Raw genomic sequence first — 24,161 nt, 5'->3', positions numbered from 1 at the left:
CGTTTACTCTCCAATCTCTGCGTTTGTTGGCTGGCTTAACGGCGATAACGTCAGTGCTTTACTGAGTTCGCCCGAACGGTACAACCATTCAATGGCGGCCAACCGATATTGTGTTTGCAGCGCTATCCCTGCAAATTGGCTATCGAGCTGCTGTTGCACAGCGGTGAGGTAGTCTGTGGTGGATAGGTCACCGGCGAGCCAGGACTGCTCAATCACCTGCATCGACTCATCCTGCCGAGATTGAAAGTCTCTTTGCCAGCTTTGCCACTGTTTTTTCACAAAACGATAATTGTTAAGAGACGATTTCAGTGCTGCTTGCCATTGTTGCCTTAGTGCAATCAAACGTTTTTCTTCAGCAACAGCTTCGCTATTGGCTGCGCGCACCGCATCGCTGTAGTTATTGCGAACCTGTAGTGGAATGCTGAATGATAAGCCAATTACTGTTTCGTTATCGCTCTCGCCCGCTTCGACGCCTACGGTTGGGTTGGCGGTGGTTAACGAGCGTTTCCAGTCGACATCGGCGCGCTTTAATTGCCATTGCAGGTAAGCGGCTTTTAACGCTGGATGTTGTTGCCAACGAGCCGTTAACGCAGGTTCAACGTTAAATAGCTCCTCATTAATGGAGAGTTGACCGACATCAGACGTTGTTAGCAGAGCGTTTAACTCTGCTTCAGCGGATTGCAGTTGTTGATAAGCCGCTGCCGTTTGTTGCAGTTGCCGACTTAGCGCGAGTACCGTCAGTTGTTCGTCGACGGCACCTAAGTCACCGGCTTTACGTCGTTCGGCAACCAGGCTTATCGCCTGTTTAACGATTTTCTCTTGCTGCTCAGCCAGTGCGTAACGCTGTTTTGCGTCCAGCCATTGCACATAGGCATTCAACAAAGTTTTAGCATGCGATGTCGCCGACTGGCGATAAATACTCACTGCCATAGCCGTCATGGCGTCACTCTGACTGGCCCTTGCTTCATTGCGAGTGCTCCAGTCCAGCGTCTGGCTTAGACCAACAGCGTAATTATTGATGTCACCCTCGCGCTCTAAGCGTGACGATAAGCTAGGGTTGTACAAAGGCTGATTTAATTGTTTGCCCTGTTGGATCAGCGCTTCAGCCTGCTGTTGAGCGGCTTCAACACTGGGGTGTTGCTGCACAGTTTTTTGCCATTGCTCGGGCAACTGTTGTGCATTGGCGTAGCTTGAACTTATTGCCAGACTTACGGCAACAAACAAGCGTTTGCTATGTGTCGAAAACGGACCCATAGATAGACTCCTCAGTCATATTACTGCGTAAAATAATGATTTAGTTGCGCTGCTAAAGCAGCGTATTAGGCAGCTATGAGGAGATGGGAGGCCGGAACAGCGGCGATGATAGTGGGTTAGTGTAAAACTCAGTATACCCAAGACGTATTGTGCCCATTCGTGGTAACGCGAGAGTTTTTTCAGCCTTCATGGCATATAAATGAAATGAACCATGGCAGTGACAGCAATGATGGTAGTCAAAGCTGATTTCGCCACTTTTAGGGAGATTGCGCTTATCGATGTGGGATTCGTCATGCTCAAAATTGAGGTGTTGCTCAGAAGAGGATTGGTGAGATTGATGCACATCAGCAACCGCCTGACTGATTTGAGTCAGAACAGCAACAAGCACCAGTATTAAAAATCCGAGTCTAAGCATCATTACCTACAGTTCTAAATAAGCAGCTTAATGGTACATTAATTAAAAATAGTTCTCAACTAGTGCATTCTGAATCGCCACTAGTTCACTAGACACTCAGTAGCCTAACGAAGCTCCGCTGGACAACCTTAAAAAATTGTGTAAGTACGTTGTGTAACCTCCGGAAATTTAGACGTCTCGGTTACAACTAACAGATTCTATTTCATCAATTTTATTAAGAATTGTACACGCAATAACTTTGCTTTGGCCAGTACAACTTGTTCTAATTGAAGTGAGTTGCTTCTCAAGATCTTGCAAAGAAGTAATTTGAGAGCGTATGTGCATTATGTGTTCATCAATCAGGGTATTAACGGCTGAGCAAGGTTGATGTGGATTGTCTTGATAATCTTGTAATCTGCGGGTTTCAGATAATGAAAGGCCTATAGCTCTGCAGCTACATACAAACTTAAGTCTTTTGTAATGTTTTTCAGTGTATACTCGATATCCGTTATAACTACGAGCTGGTAAAGGTAACAAACCCTTTTTTTCATAGAACCTTATTGTCTGGGTTTGAATTCCTAATAAGTCTGCTAGTTGACCAATACGCATAAGAAAATTTCCTATCTAGTTAAGTAATTTCTTGACCTTATAGTAACTTTATAGTTTTTAATTGTGAAACTATATATTTAAGGTAAGTAATACGATGGCTAGTTCCTTTGATACGGTTCGAACAAATGGCGACTCAAAAAATGCCTACGAAGAGTCAGGTAAACGGCTCATCGTTTACTCTGTAGCAAAAATGGATTGCCCATCAGAAGAACGAATGATTCGCTTGGCACTGAATGGGTTTGAGGAAATTCATTCATTATCCTTCGACTTGTCAAACCGTCGGCTGAAGGTATTACATGATGGTGAGACAGCCTTTATTACTTCTAAATTAGAGACTCTAGGTTTGGGGGCCTCGCTTGAAAGAGACACTGCTGCGGACTCCGAGGCAATCAAAGCTGAGGAGTTTTCGGCAAGTTCGGATAAGCAGGAGTCCCGCACCTTGTGTTGGTTGCTCACCATCAATACTCTTCTGTTCTTGGTGGAAATGACTGCCGGACTGCTTTGGCAGTCTGCTGGTTTGATTGGGGAATCTTTAGATAATTTTGCCGATGCGGCAGTTTACGGGCTTTCTCTTTATGCCGTAGCGCGTAGTGTTAATATGCAAATACGTGCTGCGCACCTAGCTGGCGTACTACAACTGGTTTTGGCTCTGGGTGTACTTGCAGAAGTTGTGAGACGCTTCGTATTCGGGAGTGAACCTGAGTCACTTGCGATGATGGGGATTGCATTTGTCGCGTTGATTGGCAATACCATCTGTCTTCTACTTATCTCCAAACATAGAGGAGGTGGTGCGCATATGAAAGCAAGTTGGATTTTTTCAGCTAATGATGTAGTGATTAACCTTGGCGTAATCATCGCTGGCATCCTCGTTGCGTTGACCGGGTCGAATTACCCAGATCTTATTATAGGTAGCATAGCAGGTTTAATCGTGCTTAACGGGTCAAGACGCATTTTTGCACTGAAGGGGAACTGAATGTCCTGCGTTGATAAAGGATTTTCGCCCTATATTTCTCTGTTAATTTCTGGTTTAACTGTAGTCCTTGACCAAGTGATCAAGTGGCAGACGCAGCAATCAATAGCTTACGGTGATTCGATTTCATTGACCCCTTTTTTCAATTGGGTACACACTTGGAACACTGGTGCGGCATTTGGCCTGCTTTCAAATGGTGGAGGTTGGCAGCGCTATTTTTTTATTGGGGTTGCTCTGCTAATGTCTGTGGCTTTAACGAGGTTGATCTTTAATAAAGTAAGTAAACGGGATGGCATTAGCTACGGGCTGATTCTTGGGGGGGCGGTTGGGAACCTCATTGACCGACTGTTTCGTGGCTATGTTGTCGACTCCCTTCATCTAGGTTGGCAAACGTGGCAATTGCCAGTTTTTAATATTGCCGATATTGCAATTACCCTAGGAGTTATCCTATTACTGTTAAGCAACTTGCAGGTCTCAATGATACCGAATCTACCGGGTTCTAAGTAAATAGTAAGTATAATAATTAATATGGCCGAGCTTATTTTGGATGGATTAGGAATTTATATTGAGTAGGGTAATTGAATGAAAATATCTTGGTTTTTAATACTGACTGTGCTCATTCATAGCTCTTTTGCCTGTGCTCCTGTGGCTGGTACTTTCAGTCAGTCTTCAATAAAGAGTGCAGGAGTTGCGTATGACTTAGTCTTAGAAATTGAGCGTGAAAATCAAGACTTAAATAAATCAATATATGATAGTAAACAACAAACACAACCTCATATTAGTTGCATTACTGGTTATAACCTCTTAATTTCAGCCGTGCCTGTTATTTTGGCACCCAACTCAAACTCGATAGGTTTTGACCAAAGCCTGACTCACCAACCCCCTGTACCTCCACCAAACGCGTAACCGTTAACTTAGACTTTTTAAAACCTATAAGTTAATGGAGAAGCAACATGAAGTATTTATACTTCGTGGCAGCCTTTTGCTTAGGTGCGCTAGTGCCTGTGGCGACGGCTGCGACGACAGATTTAAAGCTGAAAGAAGCGTTACAAAAAACGATCAAGAATAACCCTGAGTTACTGGAGTATGATTATAAAATACGAGCTGCAGGAGCACTGATAGAGCAGGCTGAGTTTTCAGCGAACCCAAGGGTATCTGCGGAAATAGAAAACTTTGCCGGCTCAGGACGGCTAGAAGGTATCAGTAACTCACAATTGACCGTATCCTTTTCTCAGCTCATAGAGTTAGGGGACAAACGGCAGTTACGAGTTAAAGCTGCAACCGAAAAAGAGAAAGCTCAGCGAGCAGAGTTTGAGTATCGTCAAATTGAGGTTTTGGCAGAAACCACACAGCGTTTCTATGACATTTTAAAACTTCAGCAAGTCGCGCATACCAGCGAGCGTCAAATTCAGCGAACTGAGCGACTGATAAAAGTGGCACAGGAGCGTGTAGAAGCTGGCGCGGTGCCTAAATCCGAGGTTATTCGCATTAAATTACAGTTAGAGCGCCAATACGCTTTCTCTGACGAGTTGAACGGTAAACTGAAAAAGCAACAAGCTGAACTGGCTTCAATGTGGGCAGGCGAGCTCAATTTTACGCGCGTCTCTGGAGACTTTACTTTTCCGCTAAGCCTCCCGGAAAAAGCCAACGTGTTATCGGCTGTTAATCGGGCGCCGGAGTATTTGCGTTTACTGGACTCTGAGCAACTTCTACAAGCGCAAGCCAGAGCGTTAGCAGCGGACTCAAAGTCGGATATTACCGTTGGTGTCGGGGCTCGCTACAATAATGAGTTCGATGATGTAGGTTTAATCGTCCAGGCATCGATGCCATTGCAGTTCACTGACCCTAACGTCGGTCGCATAAAACAAAGCCGATTACTGCATCAGTCTATCCTGGCGCAGCAAAAACAGGTTCGGCAGCAACTAAAATCACTGGCTTTATCGCTAGTGCACAGTTTGCAAACTCACCAAAGTTATCTGCAAAAGATAAACCAGCGACTGATGCCGCTATCTGAACAGTTACTCGCACAAACTCAACAGGGTTACGCACGCGGAACGCACTCTTTGTTGCAAGTGTTAGACGCGCAAACAGAGTTAGCAAAACTCGAGTATGAAAAAATCTCCCGTCAACATGCGATTTACAGCGACATCATCGAATTAGAGCGCATGACCGGACAGCCGTTTTTAGGAGTACAACAATGAAACTCAACACATTGATTACAATTATCTGCATTGCCAGTTTTTCACTGCCCGTATTGGCTTATGAGAAAAAACACGAAGAGCATGAAGCACCCCATACCAATTTAAGTGATGCAGCAATAGAAAACGCGAAATTAACGTTGGCAACAGCGAGCGCTCAAAGCATTCGAGTAAAGCAAACAATTTTCGGTGTAATAGCCCCCAATAATAACAATATTGTGCATATCGGAGCGAAGTACAAAGGTATTGTTACGTCACTAAAGGCCAATATCGGCGATGACATAAAAGCCGGGCAAACTCTGGCTGTTGTTGAGAATGTTACGACAGGCACGGCATTTGAAGTCATCAGCCCAATTAGCGGAGAGGTAACTGCACGTTTTACCAATGTTGGTGAAGTGGTTGAGCAAAAGCCATTATTTGAAGTCCTGGATCCATCATCGGTCTGGGTAGAGCTTTCAGCGTTCCCGGAGAACATTGAGTCGTTAGAAGAAGAGCAAACGACCTATGTGTACGACTTGCATCATCATAAAACCGTCGAAGGAACTGTGTCTTATATCTCGCCACAAATGACTGGCGGACATATTGCACGCGCACTTATCGAGTTGCCCAATCAGTCGGGGCATTGGCGACCGGGAATGCACGTAAAAGCGGATGTCGTTACAGACAGCTTTAACGCGAGCTTGGCGATAAACAATGATGCTGTTCAACGTTTAGAAGATAACCCCGTTGTTTTTATTAAAGAGGGTAATCGTTTCGAAGCCAGGGAAGTTGAGTTAGGCCGAACTGACGGTGAATACACCGAGGTGTTATCGGGTATTGAGAATGGCGAAAGTTATGTCGTTGAAAACAGCTACTTGATAAAGGCTGACATTCTAAAACAAGGCGCAGGCCACAGCCATTAGGGAGAGTAAACAATGATAGATGCACTCATTCGCTTTGCGGTTGATCGTCGATGGCTGGTGCTTGCCGCAACCTTGTTAGTAGCAGCTGCGGGCGTTTATAGCACATTAAAGCTACCCATCGATGCTGTGCCGGATATTACCAATGTTCAGGTACAGATAAATTCAGAAGCGCCAGGCTATTCGCCATTAGAAACCGAACAACGTATTTCTTATCCGGTGGAAACCGCGATGGCAGGTTTACCAAAGCTGGACTACACCCGCTCGATCTCACGCTATGGGTTGTCGCAAGTTACCGTGGTGTTTGAAGAGGGCACCGATATTTACTGGGCTAGACAGCAAATCAGTGAGCGATTGCAAAAGGTAAGGGGAGAAGTACCCGACGGTATCGAGCCGACGATGGGGCCAATAGCCTCCGGCCTTGGTGAAATTGTTAATTATGTAGTACGCGCGAAAGAGGGGGCTACCAATGCCGATGGCGAGGCGTATACGCCCGAGCAGTTGCGTACCATCCAGGATTGGATCATTAAGCCGCAACTGGTCAAGGTGCCCGGTGTTACCGAGATTAATAGTGTGGGGGGTTATGAAAAGCAATACCAGGTGGCTCCCATCCCCGGTCGTATGCTGGCCTATAAAGTGACCATGCAGGACCTTTTGGCAGCATTGGATCTTAACAATAGAAACGCTGGTGCCGGTTATATCGAGAAAAATGGTGAGCAATGGTTGGTGCGCTCGCCCGGTCAGCTCAAAACGCTTGATGAGATTCGAAATGTGGTCATAACCAAGCGCGATGATGCGCCAGTGCGCGTCAGCGATGTTGCTGAGGTCAAACTGGGAGAGCAATTACGCACTGGTGCGGCAACCTCGGGCGAGAGCGAAGTGGTATTAGGCACCGCCATGATGTTGATTGGTGAGAACAGTCGTATTGTTGCCCAGAATGTTGCCGATAAAATTGACGAAGTGCAACGAAGCTTGCCAGACGGTGTCGTCATCGAAACGGTTTATAACCGCACATCCTTAGTGGATAAAACCATTGCAACGGTAGAGAAAAATCTGTTTGAAGGTGCCGTGCTGGTTATTGTCGTGCTTTTCATTCTACTCGGAAATGCCCGTGCAGCACTGATTACCGCCTGTGTCATTCCGTTAAGTATGCTGTTTGCGGTAAGCGGCATGGTCGCCAACAAGGTGTCTGGTAATTTAATGAGCCTGGGCGCAATTGATTTTGGTATTATCGTCGATGGTGCGGTCATTGTGGTTGAAAACGCTTTGCGACGGCTTGGAATTGCACAGCAACGCTTAGGCCGGGTACTTACCACTAAAGAGCGCTTAATTGAAGTAACCCATAGTACACGTGAGGTCTTCAACCCAACGGTTTTTGGTGTACTGATTATCATGCTGGTCTACCTGCCAATATTTGCGTTAAGTGGCGTGGAAGGCAAGATGTTCCATCCCATGGCGTTTACGGTCGTAGCGGCGCTTTTAGGGGCTCTGATTTTCAGCGTTACCTTTGTACCCGCTGCTATTGCAATATTTGTGCGTGGCAACATTCAGCACGGTGAAAACCGCATCATGCGGGCGGCGCGCAAAGTGTATCAGCCGGTTTTACGGCAGACACTGAAGCTTCCGGTTGTCATTATTTTGATTGGCTTTGGCCTATTTGCGGTGTCCATGTTTCAGGCCAGTCGCATGGGAACTGAGTTCTTACCTCAACTGGATGAAGGCGATATTGTAATTCAAGCGCTGCGTATTCCGGGGACAGGACTGCAACAATCCATCGACATGCAAAAAGACGTAGAGTCTGTGGTCTCGGAGTTTGATGAAGTAAAATTGGTGTTCTCGAAAATTGGTACCCCGGATGTTGCGACTGACCCGATGCCACCGAGCGTCGCGGATACTTTTATTATTTTGAAGGAGCGCAAGGACTGGCCAAACCCAGAGAAACCCAAAGAGCAATTGGTTGCTGAAATACGAACTGCTGTGCAAGAGCTTCCCGGTAATAAGTACGAGTTCACTCAACCGATTGAAATGCGGTTTAACGAACTTATTGCAGGCGTTCGAGCTGACTTGGGGGTTCGTATTTATGGCGATGACTTGCAAACGCTTAAACGGTTAGGCGACTCAGCCGCCGCAGTCATTCGCACCGTTGATGGCGCTGCTGATGTTCGGGTTGAACAAATGACCGGTTTATCGACACTCTCAGTTATACCTAAGCGTGATCATTTAGCGTTATTAGGCCTAACAGTCGCTGATGTACAGCGAGCAGTTCAAGCTGCGGTTGGTGGAGTTCAGTCAGGGATTATTTACGAGGGGGATAAACGCTTCAAGCTAATGGTACGTCTCGACAAAGAATGGCGTAAGAGCATTGAACAGCTTAAATCACTGCCTATTGATCTGCCTGCCGGCAACCCTGAGCTGCGCTATGTGCCGTTGGGAGAGGTCGCCGAATTGAGTTTGGAAAGTGGACCGAACCAAATTAACCGAGAAAGCAGCAAACGCAATGTTATTGTGAGTGCGAATGTTGAAGATCGTGATTTGGGCTCTTTTGTGGCAGATGTTCAGGATGCGCTAACGACTGACGTTGATTTGCCAGCAGGTTATTGGGTTAACTACGACGGTACCTTTGAACAGCTGCAATCAGCTTCCCAACGGTTGAGTTTGGTTGTGCCATTAGCGCTGCTATTAATTATTGGCCTGCTATACAGTGCGTTTAATTCGCTGAGCAGTGCACTCGTCATATTCACAGGCGTTCCCTTAGCGCTGACCGGCGGGATATTCGCATTAGCGCTGCGTGATATGCCGCTATCAATTTCCGCTGCAGTCGGCTTCATTGCACTGTCGGGCGTGGCGGTTTTGAACGGCGTGGTCATGCTGACATTCATACGGCAACTGCTGCGCGACGGACTGCCATTGAAAGATGCGGTGTTTGAAGGCGCGCAACAGCGGTTAAGACCTGTACTGATGACTGCTCTCGTAGCTAGCCTGGGCTTTGTCCCTATGGCATTTAATACCGGTGTGGGTGCCGAAGTGCAGCGGCCGTTAGCGACAGTGGTTATTGGCGGTATTGTATCGTCAACATTGCTGACGTTGGTGGTGCTTCCAGCGCTTTATTATTTAGTGCAGCGTTTTAAAGAATAGAGAGTTAGGTCATTGAGCGCAGTTAGAGCCCGCTTTTATGAGCGAGCTTTAACTGCCTCAATCCATGCGAAAGTCGCCCTGGTTTTGGATGACGGTAACGTCAGGTTGTAGGCCTGTGTTACTAAGCGTGTTACATCCGTTGCTCAGAAACGAAAAAGCCCCGCACTAAGTGCAGGGCTTTAGAAAGAAGTTGGTGCCCGGAGGCGGAATCGAACCACCGACACGAGGATTTTCAATCCTCTGCTCTACCGACTGAGCTATCCGGGCAACGGCGTGTATTAAACGTTTTTTTCGGTTTCGAGTCAACCGCTTTTCGTGCCTTTTTTACTGTTTGCTCAGTAATTGCACATTAAGCGGTTGTTTTGGTGAATTATTCAACGCTTAAGTAGGTGCTGCCGGCCAAACACTTCTCGTAAAAGTTTGTCCAGCGAACACCGGCTCTTGGTGCGAGGCCACCATTTCGAACCTGACGGTCAATTTGTTTCTTAACCGCTTTGGCCATGTACTCCGTATTGTATTGCATGGTTTGCAGCACTTTTTCAGCGGAAGTGCCTGGCACCACTTCTTCAATGTAGAAGTCGCCGCGCTCGTCATCGTGACAATATACGTGCACTTCTGTCAGTCGGCCAAAGAGGTTATGCATGTCACCCATAACATCCTGATACGCGCCGGTTAAGAATAGCCCGACATGATAATCTTCGCCCTTACGCAACGAGTGCATTGGAATGTTATCGCTAATTTCGGTGCCTTCTATGTATTTGCCCAGCTTACCGTCACTGTCACACGTAATGTCGGCAATGGAGCAGCGCACTTCCGGCTTCTCGTTTAAACGCGAAATAGGCACTATTGGCAGTACCTGACCAATGGCCCAGGTGTCTGCGGCTGACTGAAAAATAGAAAAGTTACATAAGTACTGGCTGGCGAGCATATCTTCAAGCTCTTCCAGCTCTTGAATAACATAAGCGTCTTTGTCCAGCGACTGATGAATGTCTGCCAGTATTTGCCAGTACATGGTGTCCAGCTTCGCCATTTCCTGTAACGACAAAATGCCCAGTTTAAAGGCTTCATATGCATTCTGCTTGTAGCCAGCGGCATCGTTATAGCGCTCTTGCGGATGGAACTGGTCGCCCGACTGGTGCAGTTCACGCATGTTCTTCACTAAAATATGCTCGTCCTCGCTGGGGCTGACATCGAAATTGGTGCTGGCTGGCTTTATTTCACCGACAATGTTGGTGACGACACAGCTGTGGTGCGCGGTCATTGCACGGCCACTCTCGCTAACCAGGTTAGGGTGGGGTACTTTTTCTAAGTCGCACACCTGTTTGACGCCCCAAACCACGTCGGCAACGTATTCTTCGGTCGAGTAGTTGCGAGAAGAGTCGCTGGTGGTACTGGTACCGTCGTAGTCAATGCCCAAACCACCGCCAATATCTAAGTACTCGAGCGGTACGCCTTCCTGAATAAGCTTAGCGTACAAACGAGCACCTTCACTGACGGCTTCTTTTATCTTACGAATATCAGACAGCTGGCTGCCAATGTGAAAGTGTAGAAGCTTGGCGCAGTGCAGCATGTCTTCCTGACGTAAGCGTTCAACCACATTCAGTATTTCGGCAATGCTTAAACCAAATTTAGCTCGATCGCCACTGGAACCAGCCCATTTGCCGGCGCTTTTCACCATCATTTTTGAGCGCAGACCAATCATAGGCTCAACGCCTAAATCTTTGGCCAGCGGAATCAGCATTTCCAGCTCGCTGTACTTTTCAATGACAATAATCATCTTGCGGCGTAACTGACGGCCAAGCAGTGCCAGCGTCAGGTAGTCTTTGTCTTTGTAGCCATTCAGTATGGTCAGCGCGTCGGGGTTTTCATTGTACGCCATAACCGCCATAAGCTCGGGCTTTGAGCCTGCTTCCAGTCCGTAGTTGTACGGTTCGCCAGCGTCCATGATTTCTTCAACCACTTCGCGCATTTGGTTGACTTTAATCGGGAATACACCGCAATACTTGCCGTTATAATCGGCGTCCTGAATTTGCTGCGCAAAGGTCTCGTTAATAATTTCGACTTGCGAGCGAAGAATATCGTGAAAACGAATAACCGCCGGTAGCTCAATGCCTTCAGCTTTTATTTCTTCAACCACTTCCTGCATATCAATGGCCAGGTCAGGCAGACGATGATTCGGACGAATTTGAATGTTGCCGTTGTCGCCAATCGAAAAATAACCTGCGCCCCAACGGTTAACGCCATACAATTCTTCTGCTTGATCAATATTCCAGTCTGACATCAATTAGGCTCCTGCGCGCTCTAAAGCAAGTAACAGCTCGCGCACCACTTTGGCCGCGAATACATTGGAGTTGCCGGTAGGGTCTATCGGCGGTGAAAGCTCAACAGCGTCGGCGCCGACGAAATTTTTCTGGCGCAAAATTTTCATTAAGCTGACAAACGAGTGAAAGTCTTCGCCGCCGGGCTCTGGTGTACCGGTTCCAGGGAAAAACGATGGGTCAAAATAGTCCAGATCTAATGTCAAATAGACCGGTCTGTCTGCCGCAATAGCATTAACACTTTCTAAGAATTCCTGACGCGATTTACGAATGGTTTTGTGCTCTTTCATCCACTGATACTCGTCCCGTGTACCAGAGCGAATACCGTACTGGATAAGCTCATGACCAGGGCTGAAGTGATCAACCGAGCGGCGAATGATCGACGCGTGCGAGTAGTGGTAACCGAGGAAGCCATCGCGCAAGTCAGCGTGAGCGTCTAAATGTAAAAGCACTAAATCTGGGTATTGCTTCAAATATTTCACAATAGGCGCGTAAGAAATTGAATGCTCACCACCTAACGTCAGTAGCTTAATGTTTTCTTTGGCTAAATCGACGTCGTCAAAAATTTGGTTAAAGTCACTCAGAGCATGATGCCACTGTTTTTCTTCGTCATCGTCAAAGCCCAGTCGCAAATTACCTAAATCATAAAAGGTATGGTCTTCAAGGTCAGCATCTAAATATGGTGAGTAAGACTCGATGTCTTCAGAAACCGAGCGCAGGCCATCTGGCCCCTCTTTGGTGCCTTTGCGAAAACAGGCGGTGCCGTCAAAGCCAAATCCTAAAATATGTGTGTGATCCGAATGCAATTCGGTACTGTGCTCAGCACCAAAAAATGGACGGATAGGATCGTTCAACGATACGGGTAATGACATTGCGGGCATGCGCTTTAGTGACCTCTCTTTCTAGTCGTCAGTTTGTGTCGATTTCTGCCGATTTTTTTTAATCGGGTTAAACAAACTTTGCTGAATATTAATGAGCTCTTCGCTCAGTTTTTTACGTTTTGTCCAGGTTTCAGACAGTGGCGTAGCGCTTAGTTCATTGGCATTAACACCCGCCATAACACCGGTCTGATTTTGGCGGACTAATTCTACCGCATGAACGCCCAAACGTGTTGCTAAAATTCTGTCCATAGCCGTTGGGCGGCCGCCTCGTTGTACGTGTCCTAATAAACACGGCCGACACGGTAAGTTAAGACGATCTTCCAGTTGCTCTGCAAGTCGAACTGCACCACCAGGCCATTGGTTTTCACACAGCACCATCACGTAACTGGAATCACCGCGGACGCGTTGCACCGACTCAATGTGCTTTACCAGCGCCTCGACCGTTAATGGTTTGTCTTTTTGCAGCTCCGGCAGAATCATACGCTCTGCGCCACACGCCATGGCACTGCTGATACCAATATAGCCGGCGTTACGCCCCATGACTTCAACAATGAATACGCGATCCATGGCTTCTGCGGTATCACGAATTTTATCCAATGCGTCCATAGCGGTTTCAACCGCCGTGTCATATCCAATAGTGTGATCGGTGCCATAGAGATCATTATCGATGGTGCCGGGCACACCGATAATCGGACCGTTCCAAAATTTCGCTAAATGGTCAGCGCCACGGAACGAGCCGTCACCGCCAATGACAATAAAGGCGTCAATTTGGTGCGCGTCTAAGTTGGTCGCTGCTTCACGCCCGCCCTCATCGGATTTAAAGCGCTCACTACGGGCACTTTTAATAATGGTGCCCGAGTACTGCATAATATGTTCGACGTCTTCTCTGTCTAAGCGCACAAAGTCATTGTTGAGTACGCCTTCGTAACCATGTCGAAAGCCTATTACCTCAATGCCGTAATTTTCCGCAGCCAATACGACCGCACGAATGGCGGCGTTCATCCCTGGCGCATCACCGCCGCTGGTAATTAATGCAATTCTGTTTATTGTGTTATCAGATGACACAATCTGTACTCCTTGATAATGTCTTATGCGTAGCTTAAACGACCTGCTAGCCGTCACCAAGAGGAAATTTCATGAACACCGACGTGTCACGTTTTGATTATTCTGAATTAGCGCAATGGGCGCAGTCGTGCTTAACCAATTGTGGGGCATCGGGCGAGGTAGCTCGCCATGTGGCGTACTATCTTCTGGAGGGAGACTTACTGGGGTTTAGTACACACGGTTTAATTCGTTTGCTGAATAACTGCCAATGGCTAAAAGACGGTAAAAGCTTGCCAAAAGGGCAACCGGTGGTATTAAGTGAACGTGCAGCCGTCGCAAATTGGGATGCACAGTTTTTGCCGGGACCTTACGTGGTACCGCAGGCGGTTAATGCGGCGTGCGAAATGGCCAAACAGGCAGGCACGGGAACGGTGGTGTTACGACGTAGCCAACATGTGGCGTCTCTGGCTGCCTATTTAACCATTGCCACTGACAAAGGCATGGCGGTGAATTTAATGTGCTCGACTCCGGGGCAGAAGGCGGTTGCGCCGTTCGGCGGGAAAGAGGCGGTGTTTTCGCCGAACCCTTTTGCGGTGGGGGTACCCAGCTCAAAAGAGCCGATGCTGTTTGATATCAGCTTTTCAATGACGGCGGCGGGTAAAGTACGCCAGGCAAAAGCGAATGGGGAGAACTTACCTTACAAAGCGTTAATAAAACCGAACGGCGAATGGACAGATGACCCGCTTAGTTTCTTTGAATCTCCCGGCAGCGCCATTGCTCCTCTGGGAGGGGAGCAACTCGGTTACAAAGGTTATGGCCTTACCTTGTTCAGTGAAATTTGGTCCATGGCGCTGGCGCAGTACGGTCGTGTGCAAGGTGCTGAGGACGGTGACGCGAATACCGTATGGGTTCAGGTAATCGACCCGGAAGCCTTTGGGGATAAAGCTGAGTTTCTGAAGCAGGTTGACCGTTTATTGGATGATGCGCGAAACAGTGCTCCGGCTGACCCTGAGTTACCGGTTCGCGTGCCGGGCGAGGCTGCTCTTGCCCGTAAGCGCGAGCAGCTCAAAAAGGGAGTGGTTTACGCCCCTTCGACACTGAAAGTATTAAAGCGTTGCGCCGAATTTTGCGAGGTCGAATTGCCTACGGCTGCAAGCGGGTAATTCGCCAATGGTCACCGTCGCGGGTGTACTGATAGCGATCGTGAAGGCGGTGTTTGCCGCCTTGCCAAAACTCGAAAGTGTCGGGAATAACCCGATAGCCTCCCCAATGACGTGGGCGCGGCACGTCGGTATCAGCGTATTCTTTCAGTAACGCCTGATAATGGCTTTCTAATACATCGCGGCTATCAACCGGGCGACTTTGTTGAGAGGCAAGGGCGGCTACCTGACTTTCTTTCGGACGCGAATGAAAGTACGCATCGTTTTCTTCGTCACTTAATTCAACAGTCTGTCCGATAATGCTGATTTGTCGCTCAAGTGCAAGCCAGGCGAAATGCAACGAAACCTGATTGTTATTGCGAATATCGTCGCCTTTATGGCTATTCTTATTGGTGTAAAAGCAAAAACCTTGCTCGTTATAGCCTTTTAATAGAACAATGCGTTGGCTCGGTACGCCATCGGCATTGACCGTTGCCACAGTCATTGCCGTTGGGTCAGTCAATACGCCGCTATCAATGGCGTGCTTCATCCAGTGTTCAAATTGCTCTACCGGGCTGGCAAATAATTGCTCGCGGTGCAAACTGCCTAAACCGTATTCACGGCGCATGGCCTGTAAATCCATAGTGGTTCCTCTACTAACACCTTGTTAATGCTTACTGGTTGTCCTGATAACGCTTACGAATTTTTTCCATTGCATCCAAATTGTCGAGCATAAGTCCGACTAATTCTGGATCAAAAAACACGCCGCTGTGTTTGAGTAAATAGTCAGCTGCCGCTTCCGCTTCCTGGGCTTCTCGATAACTGCGCTGCGTGCGAAGCGCATCATAGTGGCTGGTAATAGCCAAAATACGGGCGTTAACATTAATATCAGCGCCTTGCTTTTGGCTTGGGAAACCTGAGCCGTCCCAGCGTTCATGAATATCCTGTGCAATACCAGCCGCTATTTTCGCAACAGCGGTATCTGTTTGCTGCAAGTAGTCGTGCCCTTGTATGACTTTTTGCATGATTTCTTCGTAATCATGAATACTCAGTGCGTCGGCACGCTGAGCCAATTCCAGCTGCACCGACACCTTACCAATATCATAGACCGACGCGGCTTGCTTTAATGCCTGCGCCTGTTCATCATCGCGACCGGCCGCAATCGCCAGCTGCCCGGCCATTTCAGCTGAACGTTTGACGTGGTGACTGACTTCATCAATAGAGCGCTTCTCAATGGCTTCGCCTACGCTGTAAAGCAATTCACGTTGAGCCTCCCGTTCGCTCTCTGTGGCTTGCAGGTTATCAATGGCAATGGAGCTATTATTCACAAATAGCCCCAGCAGGTTTTGATCCAGCTCAGACAAGTCACGGACACCGCGAATAAACAGTAAATACTGACGCGAGCTACTGGTTTTATAAAGCCCATAATAGTTACCGTCGACAATACGGAACTCAACGTTTTTAGCACTTTGCTGCATAGGGCGCACAATATCCCAGTCAATTTCGCTGTTAACAGGGTCGCCCACGGCCTGTTCAAAGTCACCCGTGCCGCCAATGATTTCGAACGGCTCGTTGGTGTCTGAACTGGCGGTGAGTGCATCAATGCGGCAATACATAGCGTCGTCGCTATGCGTAATTAATGCGACCAGCTGCTCCAAAATTCCCTGACATAACCCCTGCATTGAGCGGGCTGAGAACACCTCTGCCGACGCATTAATGACTTTTTCTAATCCGCGCTTGTTGCGTTCGATGGCATTTAAGTCGCGGTAGGCGCGTAAGCATGAGTACATTAACGTGACGAGCTTACGGTAGGTCAGCTCGGTTTTCTCTTTGTAGTCGTCAATATCAAAACGGGCAATGACATCTTCTTCTGGCGCCTGACCCGGCTGACCGGTGCGAAGCACTATGCGTATTAAACGGTTTTTCAACTCCTCGCGTACCCATTTGGCGACGTCGAGTCCCGCGTGATCCGTCTCCATAACGACGTCCAGGAGCATCATGGCAATGTCGCGATTTTTATTTAAAAAGGCGATAGCGTCTTTGCCGGAATAGACCGAGTGAAACTGCAGCGGGCGACCGTCCAGGCGGAATTCACTTAATGCCATTTTGGTAATGGTGTGAATCTCCTCATCGTCATCAACAATGAGAATATGATAGGGCTCGACGGTTTCTTCGCTGACTGATTCGACTTCGTCTTCTGCGAATAAAAAGTCATCACTCATTCGTTATTGTCTCCTTTGGAATAAACGCGCTCACCGGCCACGAAAGTCGCTTCCACATCGGTTCGCCAAATGTCTGTTGCATCCACGGCAAAAGGATCCTGGTCAACAATAATAAAGTCAGCCCATTTGCCCGGCTCCAGAGAGCCCAGCTCTTGTTCTTGCCACGCTGCGTAGGCCGCATCGATGGTGAATGAACGCAATGCCTGTGCCCGGCTCATGCTCTCATCGGCGTACCAGCCGCCTTCCGGCATGTTTTCACGATCTTGGCGGGTCACTGCTGCATGTAAGCCATAAAATGGGTTTGCCAGTTCAACCGGAAAGTCAGAGCCCGAGGCCACGATAGTGCCTTGTTGTAAAAACGTCTGCCAGGCATAAGCGCCCTCCATGCGCTCTTTACCTAAGCGGTCTTCTGCCATGTTTTTATCACTGGTAGCGTGAGTCGGTTGCATAGAGGCAACTAAGTTCAGTTCTTTAAAGCGGTGCAGGTCGTCAGGGTGCACGATTTGAGAATGTTCAATGCGGTTTCTTAAATTACGACCACCGATTGTCTCGTAAGCTTGTTCTATATTATTCAACACAACGCGGTTAGCCCGGTCACCAATAGCATGCGTATTAACCTGGAATCCGTGAGGAATAATCAAACGGTACAGCGACATCATCTGCTCTTGTGACGTGACCATCAGGCCATGATTGCCGTGGTCGTCACTGTAATCTTCTATTAGTGCGGCACCACGGCTGCCAAGCGCGCCATCGGCGTATATTTTAACGCTGCGGATAGTCAGCTTATCGTCGTCTGTCTGGTAGGGGCCTTCTGCCAGCAGCTGCGGCAATTTGGGCTCTGTTGCCGCTAGCATACCGTAAATACGCAGTGGCATGAGTTCCTGATTATGCAGACCTTTATACACCGACACTTCGTCGGCACTGATGCCTGCGTCATGAACCGACGTGATACCGCGCTCAACCAAATGCTCGAAGGCGAGCTGGAAAGCTTTGCGTTGCTGTTCAAAGCTGGCTTCCGGTATGACCTTTTCAACGAGCTGCATGGCGTTATCGATTAAAACACCGGTTGGCTGACCGTTTTCATCTTTGACGATTTCGCCACCATCAGGAGACACGGTGTCTTTATCAATACCGGCTAAACGCAGTGCTTCTGAATTAGCCCAACCGGCGTGACCGTCAACGCGGGTGAGCCAAACGGGGCGTTCGTTAACTAACTCGTCAAGGTCGCTGGCGCGCGGAAAACGTTTTTCTTCCCAGTTTTCTTGATTCCAACTGCGGCCGGTTATCCAGGGGAGAGACTGCTGTGTGTCTGCATAGCGTTTAACACGTTGAGCCGCGTCTTTTACTGATGTGCTGTCGCGTAAGTCCACCTGTAATAAGCTGTTCCCTAAACCCAGAACGTGTCCGTGTGCATCAATCAGGCCGGGGAGAACGGTTTTGCCTTGCAAGTTGATAATATCGTCGGTGTTTGAATAGCGTTCGTTGAGTTCGTCACCGCCGATGGCCTTAATCTTACCGTTATCTATCAACATGGACGAAAATTGCTGTAATACCGCATTTTCGCCGGCAGGGCTGGTTAGCGTATACCCATTGGCGTTGGTGTATAACGTATCGGCAACCGCTGTTGTGCTTAAAAGTATACTGGTAATGGAAGCGGTGGCAATGGATGTTAATGAAAAACGACGTGATAAAGACATACTCACAACACTCTTTTATTTTTTAAGTAAAGTCACACTATAGCGTTTTTTAGCGCGAATAAACCAGACAGCGGAATAAACTTTTTGTTAACGAAATTAACAACTCATCTTGGATAGACAACATCACCAACCAAAATACTTGCTGTCTGTTATATTTTAGGTATGCTAAAAGTTAATTTTAGAACGGGTAATTTGGACGTCGGAATGAAGATTCTCATTATAGACCCTGAGTTTTTTATGCGTGCAGGGCTCATACAGCTTTTAACGAATTATGCGAATCAGCCTTCGATTTATGAAGCCGACTCGTTTGAAGTGGCGGAAAGCTACCTATCTGCCGATAAGTACGACCTCATTTTCTTAGATATGGACTTACCAGACGCGGAAATCCGTCCGGCGCTGCAGAAAATCAAAAAAGAAGCGCCGATGGCACACTTGGTTGTCTTTACGCGCCCGCGTTCTATTTCAGAGGTTCGCCAGGTGCTTGCTGCCGGGGTACGCAGTTACTTACCAAAAGACAGTACGGCCGAACAAGCGAAATTAGCGGTTCGTGCGTTACTCAATGGTGACCGTTACATCCCGGATGACCCTTACCTTAACGAACCTCGCGATAAATCCAGTGGTGCCGAGGGCTTTTTGTCGCCACGTCAGCTGGAAATTATGCAGCTGTTAGCACAAGGTTTGTCGAACAAAGAAATAGCCAATATTCTGGGTATTACTGAGGGCACCATCCGCGTGCACTTGTCGGCAATATTTAAAGCCATAAAGGTGTCTAATCGTACGGAAGCGACACTTTGGTACTTATTACGTCAAAAGAAGCTGGTTGACTGATAACGTCGTATGTCCTTAAACCGCCTCATTGCAGAGCTGGAAAAGCATCAACACGCCCCTACTGAACAGTGGAATCCACCGTATTGTGGAGAAATCCCAATACGAATTGATGGTGAAGGGCGCTGGTATTATCAAGACAGTGAAATTCAACGGCAGGCACTGGTAAAACTTTTTGCCTCTGTACTCGTAAGAGAAGGTGATGATTATTTTCTGGTCACACCGGCTGAAAAAGTGAAAATTACCGTCGATGATGTCCCTTTTATGGTGGTCGACTGGGAACAACGTACAGAAGATGGCGAAAGCCTCTTGCTGTTAACAACCAATATCGGTGATACTCTTGTTTTGAGTTCTGAACATCCGTTACAAATTAAAGATGGTGTTCCTTACGTTATGATGCCAAGAGAGCTCGAAGCCAAAGTGCATCGAAATGTATTTTATCAGTGGGTATCGATTGCACAGACTCGAGAAGTTGATGGAAAAGAGCAGTGGTTTCTTTCCAGTGCGGGCGAGACCTTTGTATTGGGCTATGTGAACTAGGACGTTGCGGTAATTCGTCTATGGTAAAAACAAGAACAGTTTATCTGGTTGAGCAACATCCCGCTCGCAGGCAGCACTTTGAGACAGTTCTGACCTTTATTGGCGAGTCTGTAAAAGTTGTTGAGCCAGAGCAGTTACTGAGTTTAAGTCCAGCCGAGGCCTTATGCGTGATAGCCGGTACAGGCGTTGATAATCTGCGTGATTTGGCAAGTAATGCGCCGCACTTACCTTTTATCTGTGCCGCTAGTGAACATGAAAGTGCTCTGGAAAAAGCCAATGTTCTGGGGCCTTTAGACGACTCGTTTGACTATTCCAGCCTATCTAACCTGTTGCATTACTGTCAGGCTTATCATCAGCAAATGCCTGGCCGTAAAGCTAACAAACAACACCCGAAACGCTCTCATTTAGAGCAAACTCTCATTGGTCAGGGACGTGCTATGAAGCACGTACGGCAACTTATCGAGCAAGTCGCAGGAACCGACGCCAACGTCCTGATTCTGGGTGAGTCGGGGACGGGTAAAGAAGTCGTGGCCAGAGGTGTTCATGACTTGTCAGAGCGGCATAAAGGTCCGTTCGTCCCCGTAAATTGCGGTGCAATTCCCGGGGATCTGTTAGAAAGTGAATTATTTGGTCATGAGAAAGGTGCCTTTACCGGAGCGATAGGTGCTCGAAAGGGACGTTTTGAGTTGGCGCAAGGCGGCACTCTGTTTCTGGATGAAATTGGCGATATGCCAATGCAAATGCAGGTAAAATTACTGCGGGTATTGCAAGAGCGGACATTTGAACGAGTGGGTGGCAGTAAAAGTATCGCTGCCGACGTTCGTGTGGTAGCCGCCACCCACCGTGAGCTCGAACAAATGATTATCGACGGCAAATTCAGGGAAGACTTGTATTACCGCTTGAATGTATTCCCGATTGAAATGCCCGCCCTGCGCGAGCGTCAGGAAGACGTGCCACTGTTGATGCAGGAGCTGACGCAGCGCTTTAAAAAGGAGCGGGGCGTTGGCGTGCGTTTTACTGAGCGAGCGCTTGAGTCATTGTCTTACCACCGCTGGCCGGGAAATGTTCGGGAACTGACCAACTTAATTGAACGGTTAACCATTATGCATCCTGACAGTCTGGTTGATGTGTCAGACTTGCCCCCTAAGTATCAACATATTGATCACAGTAGCCCCACGCCGGACTATCCCGAAGAAATGCTGGAACGCGAAGCGCTGAATGCCATTTTCTCTGATTCGGAAGACGATGAAGCGCTTGAGGAATCGGGAGCTTCTTCCGTTGACTCAGAATTACCTGATGACGGTGTGAACTTAAAAGATATGCTCAGCGAAATTGAAACGGGAATGATAGCCCAGGCGCTCGAAAAGTCTGACTGGGTGGTTGCTAAGGCGGCCGATCTGCTGAGTATGCGCCGTACGACGCTGGTTGAAAAGATGAAAAAATACGGCATTCAAAAAGACGACTAACCGCTTCCGTCGACTTTTTGACAATGTAACTTATTGAAAATAAAAGATAATTTACTGGCATCTATTTTGCATTACTACGCTTAATTAAAACGTAGTATGACGTGGGAGATGTCAGTATGGCGACCTACCATCAAATTATTGATGCAATGCCCAATGCCGTGATTTTGCTGGACAGTCACGGTGTTGTGGATTACTGCAATGACAACGCGCAATCATTACTCGAACATTCCTTAAAAGGTGAAGTCTGGCGTGATCTCGTCGCGACACTGTTCGCTCCCAAAGCCGATGACTGGCACGAAGTGTCCTTAAAAAGTGGACGGCGCGTTCGTATTGATACCTCTGAGGTGAATGAAAAGCCGGGGCAGCTGATTGTTTTGACGGACTTGACCGAAACCCGTCAGCTGCAACAACGTATTTCTCACTTACAACGGTTATCATCAATGGGGAAAATGGTGGCCTCCTTAGCGCATCAAATACGCACGCCGTTGTCCGCAGCCATTCTCTACGCACAAAATTTGTCACAAGGCATGATATCACCAGTAAAACAGCAGCGTTTTTCCCATAAGTTGTTGTCCAGGCTTCATAATTTAGAACAGCAGGTCAACGATATGTTGTTGTTTGCAAAAAGCGGTGAGAAACCGGTTTTGGAAGAACTGACGACCCAAAGTTTGTTGACCACGGTAGCGTCTAATGTTGAATCTTATGCGACTCAGCATCACGTCAATATTGTCATGCCTGAATGCGGGCACAATACTGTGTTGAAAGGGAATAAAACCGCACTAACTGGTGCATTACAGAATTTAATTAATAACGCCATAGATGCCAGCCAGGCGGGCCAGGAGGTACTGGTCAAAACACATGTCGAAGGTAATAACTGGTGTATTTCTGTCATAGATGCAGGCGCTGGCATTGATAAAGAAAAGCAAGCGCAGATATTCACGCCCTTTTTTACCGGAAAATCGAATGGCACCGGGCTTGGTTTAGCTGTCGTACAAACGGTTTTACGAGCTCATCATGGCAGCATTGACTGGGAAAGCGAGCTGGGCAAAGGCAGCCGTTTTACCCTCTCAATTCCGGTTTATCGGTTTGAAGAACAACCGTTAAGTGAGGTGCGTTATGGCTAACGGTGAAACAATGAATGCGCGAAATGTTCTGGTCGTTGAAGACGATGTTTCGCTTCGCGAAGCCATTGTCGACACACTAGAGCTGGCTGACTGTCAGTGTATTGAAGCGGCCAACGGCGAAGAAGCGCTCATTGCGCTGAAAGACAATAAAGTATCGTTAGTGATCAGCGATGTACAAATGCCGGGTGTCGATGGCTTGCAGCTACTGCGCAGCATGAACCGTCAACAGTTTGATATTCCGGTCATAATGATGACAGCGTTCGCCAAAGTGGATGATGCTGTTGTGGCGATGCGTGAAGGTGCTGTCGATTATTTGACGAAGCCGTTTTCAACTGAGAAATTACAGACCCTTGTGCAACGCTATTTGCCGGATGGTGCTATTGATGATGTGAGTCCGGTCGCAGAAGAAGCGTCCAGCCAACAAGTTTTTGCCATGGCGAAACGTGTTGCAGACAGTGATGCCAGTGTGATGATTACCGGACCGAGCGGCACCGGTAAAGAAGTGCTGGCGCGTTATATCCACAAGCATTCAAATCGCACACAGGCACCTTTTGTCGCCATTAACTGCGCAGCAATACCTGAAAACATGCTGGAATCAATGTTATTCGGTTTCGAAAAAGGTGCATTTACCGGCGCCACGCAGTCTCAGCCGGGCAAGTTTGAACTGGCTCAGGGTGGCACAATTTTATTGGATGAAATCACCGAAATGCCGCTGCATTTGCAGGCAAAGCTGTTGCGGGTTTTGCAGGAAAAGCAGGTAGAGCGTTTAGGCTCTCGGAAAACCATTCAGTTAGATGTCCGAATTCTTGCAACGTCAAACCGAGATTTACAACAGGCTGTGGCACAAGGAGCGTTCCGTGAAGATTTAATGTATCGTCTGAACGTCTTCCCGCTGCACTGGTTACCTTTGGCCGAGCGACCTGCCGATATTCTGCCGCTGGCAGAAAACCTGTTGCAGCGACACAAACAGCGTTCGGGTATAAAAACGCCGGTGTCCTTTAGTGAGCAAGCAAAACTCCGCTTAACTGAATATCACTGGCCAGGTAACGTTCGGGAATTGGAAAACGTTGTACAGCGGGCTTTGGTCTTGCACCGAAACGAAGTGATTGAACCCGACGATTTGATGTTGCAGTTAAACCAACAGTCGACCGCACCAGTGAGTAATGAGACTGTCTTTCCTGAACAAGTCAGTGACGCTGAAAAAAGTAATGAAGAGCAGACTGTGCGTGCTACCGACACAGCGGATAAGCTGGATGATTCATTGTTCCATCAAGAGTACCGAATTATCAAAGACGCGCTTCAGCGTCATCAGGGCAAACGCAAGCCCGTCGCTGATGAGCTAGGCATTAGTCCACGCACATTACGCTATAAATTAGCGAAGATCCGCGAACAGGGTCTCTCCATAAATTAAAGTTGGCATTCCACTTGCATAATACCTGTTAAGAA

General features: G+C 47.8%; 21 protein-coding genes and 1 tRNA gene. 13 read left to right on the top strand and 9 right to left on the bottom strand.

Annotation, left to right across the window (positions count from 1 at the left end; translation table 11 throughout):
• Positions 1–3: 3 nt before the first annotated feature.
• Positions 4–1,254, bottom strand: coding sequence for a TolC family protein (locus CWC33_RS02400; protein ID WP_006956205.1), 1,251 nt, complete (start codon positions 1,252–1,254; stop codon positions 4–6).
• Between the two features lie 211 nt (positions 1,255–1,465).
• On the opposite strand from CWC33_RS02400, the gene CWC33_RS02395 reads away from it, so the two are divergent.
• Entirely contained in the window at positions 1,466–1,651 is a 186-nt protein-coding gene (locus tag CWC33_RS02395; RefSeq protein WP_006956204.1) for a hypothetical protein, read from the top strand.
• Between the two features lie 186 nt (positions 1,652–1,837).
• Here the strand turns inward: CWC33_RS02395 and cadR are convergent, their stop codons facing one another.
• On the bottom strand, positions 1,838–2,257 hold the full coding sequence (cadR, locus tag CWC33_RS02390) for a Cd(II)/Pb(II)-responsive transcriptional regulator (protein WP_074668950.1): 420 nt from the start codon (positions 2,255–2,257) through the stop codon (positions 1,838–1,840).
• 94 nt (positions 2,258–2,351) lie between these two features.
• On the opposite strand from cadR, the gene CWC33_RS02385 reads away from it, so the two are divergent.
• The 6 genes from CWC33_RS02385 (at position 2,352) to CWC33_RS02360 (ending at position 9,459) form a co-directional block, all read left to right on the top strand.
• Positions 2,352–3,230, top strand: coding sequence for a cation transporter (locus CWC33_RS02385; protein ID WP_034818152.1), 879 nt, complete (start codon positions 2,352–2,354; stop codon positions 3,228–3,230).
• Entirely contained in the window at positions 3,231–3,734 is a 504-nt protein-coding gene (gene lspA / locus CWC33_RS02380) for a signal peptidase II (RefSeq protein WP_034818150.1), read from the top strand.
• Positions 3,735–3,809: 75 nt separating this feature from the next.
• Entirely contained in the window at positions 3,810–4,133 is a 324-nt protein-coding gene (locus tag CWC33_RS02375; protein ID WP_034818148.1) for a hypothetical protein, read from the top strand.
• Positions 4,134–4,180: 47 nt separating this feature from the next.
• Positions 4,181–5,428, top strand: coding sequence for a TolC family protein (locus tag CWC33_RS02370; RefSeq protein ID WP_011234871.1), 1,248 nt, complete (start codon positions 4,181–4,183; stop codon positions 5,426–5,428).
• Positions 5,425–6,327 (top strand): efflux RND transporter periplasmic adaptor subunit, encoded by a 903-nt coding sequence (locus CWC33_RS02365; protein WP_100690626.1) that lies wholly within the window; start codon positions 5,425–5,427, stop codon positions 6,325–6,327. Before CWC33_RS02370 ends, CWC33_RS02365 begins: the two co-directional genes overlap by 4 nt.
• Before the next feature lie 12 nt (positions 6,328–6,339).
• On the top strand, positions 6,340–9,459 hold the full coding sequence (locus tag CWC33_RS02360) for an efflux RND transporter permease subunit (protein WP_100690625.1): 3,120 nt from the start codon (positions 6,340–6,342) through the stop codon (positions 9,457–9,459).
• A gap of 191 nt (positions 9,460–9,650) precedes the next feature.
• Here CWC33_RS02360 and CWC33_RS02355 read toward each other — a convergent pair.
• From CWC33_RS02355 to CWC33_RS02340, 4 genes are all read right to left on the bottom strand, one after another.
• Positions 9,651–9,726 (bottom strand) — tRNA-Phe (locus tag CWC33_RS02355).
• A 103-nt stretch (positions 9,727–9,829) separates the two neighbouring features.
• Positions 9,830–11,740 carry a biosynthetic arginine decarboxylase gene (gene speA, locus CWC33_RS02350; RefSeq protein WP_100690624.1) on the bottom strand — a complete coding sequence of 637 codons (1,911 nt, stop codon included), beginning with the start codon at positions 11,738–11,740 and terminating at the stop codon, positions 9,830–9,832.
• Between the two features lie 3 nt (positions 11,741–11,743).
• Entirely contained in the window at positions 11,744–12,649 is a 906-nt protein-coding gene (gene speB, locus CWC33_RS02345; RefSeq protein WP_232709822.1) for an agmatinase, read from the bottom strand.
• A gap of 30 nt (positions 12,650–12,679) precedes the next feature.
• Positions 12,680–13,723: an ATP-dependent 6-phosphofructokinase gene (locus tag CWC33_RS02340; RefSeq protein WP_100690622.1), complete on the bottom strand. Its 1,044-nt coding sequence runs from the start codon at positions 13,721–13,723 to the stop codon at positions 12,680–12,682.
• Positions 13,724–13,794: 71 nt separating this feature from the next.
• Between CWC33_RS02340 and CWC33_RS02335 the strand changes: the two genes are divergently transcribed.
• Positions 13,795–14,865 carry an Ldh family oxidoreductase gene (locus tag CWC33_RS02335; protein ID WP_100690621.1) on the top strand — a complete coding sequence of 357 codons (1,071 nt, stop codon included), beginning with the start codon at positions 13,795–13,797 and terminating at the stop codon, positions 14,863–14,865.
• Here the strand turns inward: CWC33_RS02335 and pdxH are convergent.
• From pdxH to CWC33_RS02320, 3 genes are read right to left on the bottom strand one after another with little or no spacing between them, the layout of a single operon-like run.
• Positions 14,846–15,484, bottom strand: a complete 639-nt coding sequence (gene pdxH, locus CWC33_RS02330; RefSeq protein WP_088768729.1) for a pyridoxamine 5'-phosphate oxidase — start codon at positions 15,482–15,484, stop codon at positions 14,846–14,848. The genes CWC33_RS02335 and pdxH overlap by 20 nt on opposite strands.
• Before the next feature lie 31 nt (positions 15,485–15,515).
• Positions 15,516–17,063 (bottom strand): response regulator, encoded by a 1,548-nt coding sequence (locus CWC33_RS02325; RefSeq protein ID WP_100690620.1) that lies wholly within the window; start codon positions 17,061–17,063, stop codon positions 15,516–15,518.
• Entirely contained in the window at positions 17,060–18,760 is a 1,701-nt protein-coding gene (locus tag CWC33_RS02320; protein ID WP_100690619.1) for an amidohydrolase, read from the bottom strand. Before CWC33_RS02320 ends, CWC33_RS02325 begins: the two co-directional genes overlap by 4 nt.
• 204 nt (positions 18,761–18,964) lie before the next feature.
• Here CWC33_RS02320 and CWC33_RS02315 point away from each other — a divergent pair, with 204 nt between their 5' ends.
• From CWC33_RS02315 to CWC33_RS02295, 5 genes are all read left to right on the top strand, one after another.
• Entirely contained in the window at positions 18,965–19,588 is a 624-nt protein-coding gene (locus CWC33_RS02315) for a LuxR C-terminal-related transcriptional regulator (RefSeq protein WP_088768726.1), read from the top strand.
• Positions 19,589–19,597: 9 nt separating this feature from the next.
• Positions 19,598–20,125: a DUF1285 domain-containing protein gene (locus tag CWC33_RS02310; protein WP_100690618.1), complete on the top strand. Its 528-nt coding sequence runs from the start codon at positions 19,598–19,600 to the stop codon at positions 20,123–20,125.
• 20 nt (positions 20,126–20,145) lie between these two features.
• On the top strand, positions 20,146–21,591 hold the full coding sequence (locus CWC33_RS02305) for a sigma-54 dependent transcriptional regulator (protein ID WP_100690617.1): 1,446 nt from the start codon (positions 20,146–20,148) through the stop codon (positions 21,589–21,591).
• A gap of 116 nt (positions 21,592–21,707) precedes the next feature.
• Complete coding sequence (locus CWC33_RS02300; RefSeq protein WP_100690616.1) at positions 21,708–22,715, top strand: sensor histidine kinase; 1,008 nt, start codon at positions 21,708–21,710, stop codon at positions 22,713–22,715.
• Between the two features lie 10 nt (positions 22,716–22,725).
• Positions 22,726–24,126: a sigma-54-dependent transcriptional regulator gene (locus CWC33_RS02295; RefSeq protein ID WP_100692253.1), complete on the top strand. Its 1,401-nt coding sequence runs from the start codon at positions 22,726–22,728 to the stop codon at positions 24,124–24,126.
• The last annotated feature ends 35 nt before the right edge of the window (positions 24,127–24,161 follow it).

Origin of the sequence: Idiomarina sp. X4 (assembly GCF_002808045.1) — a bacterium.
In the GTDB taxonomy this organism is placed as follows: Bacteria; Pseudomonadota; Gammaproteobacteria; order Enterobacterales; family Alteromonadaceae; genus Idiomarina.
Note: the sequence above shows the minus strand (reverse complement) of the source record. Positions and strands in the feature narration are given on the sequence as shown.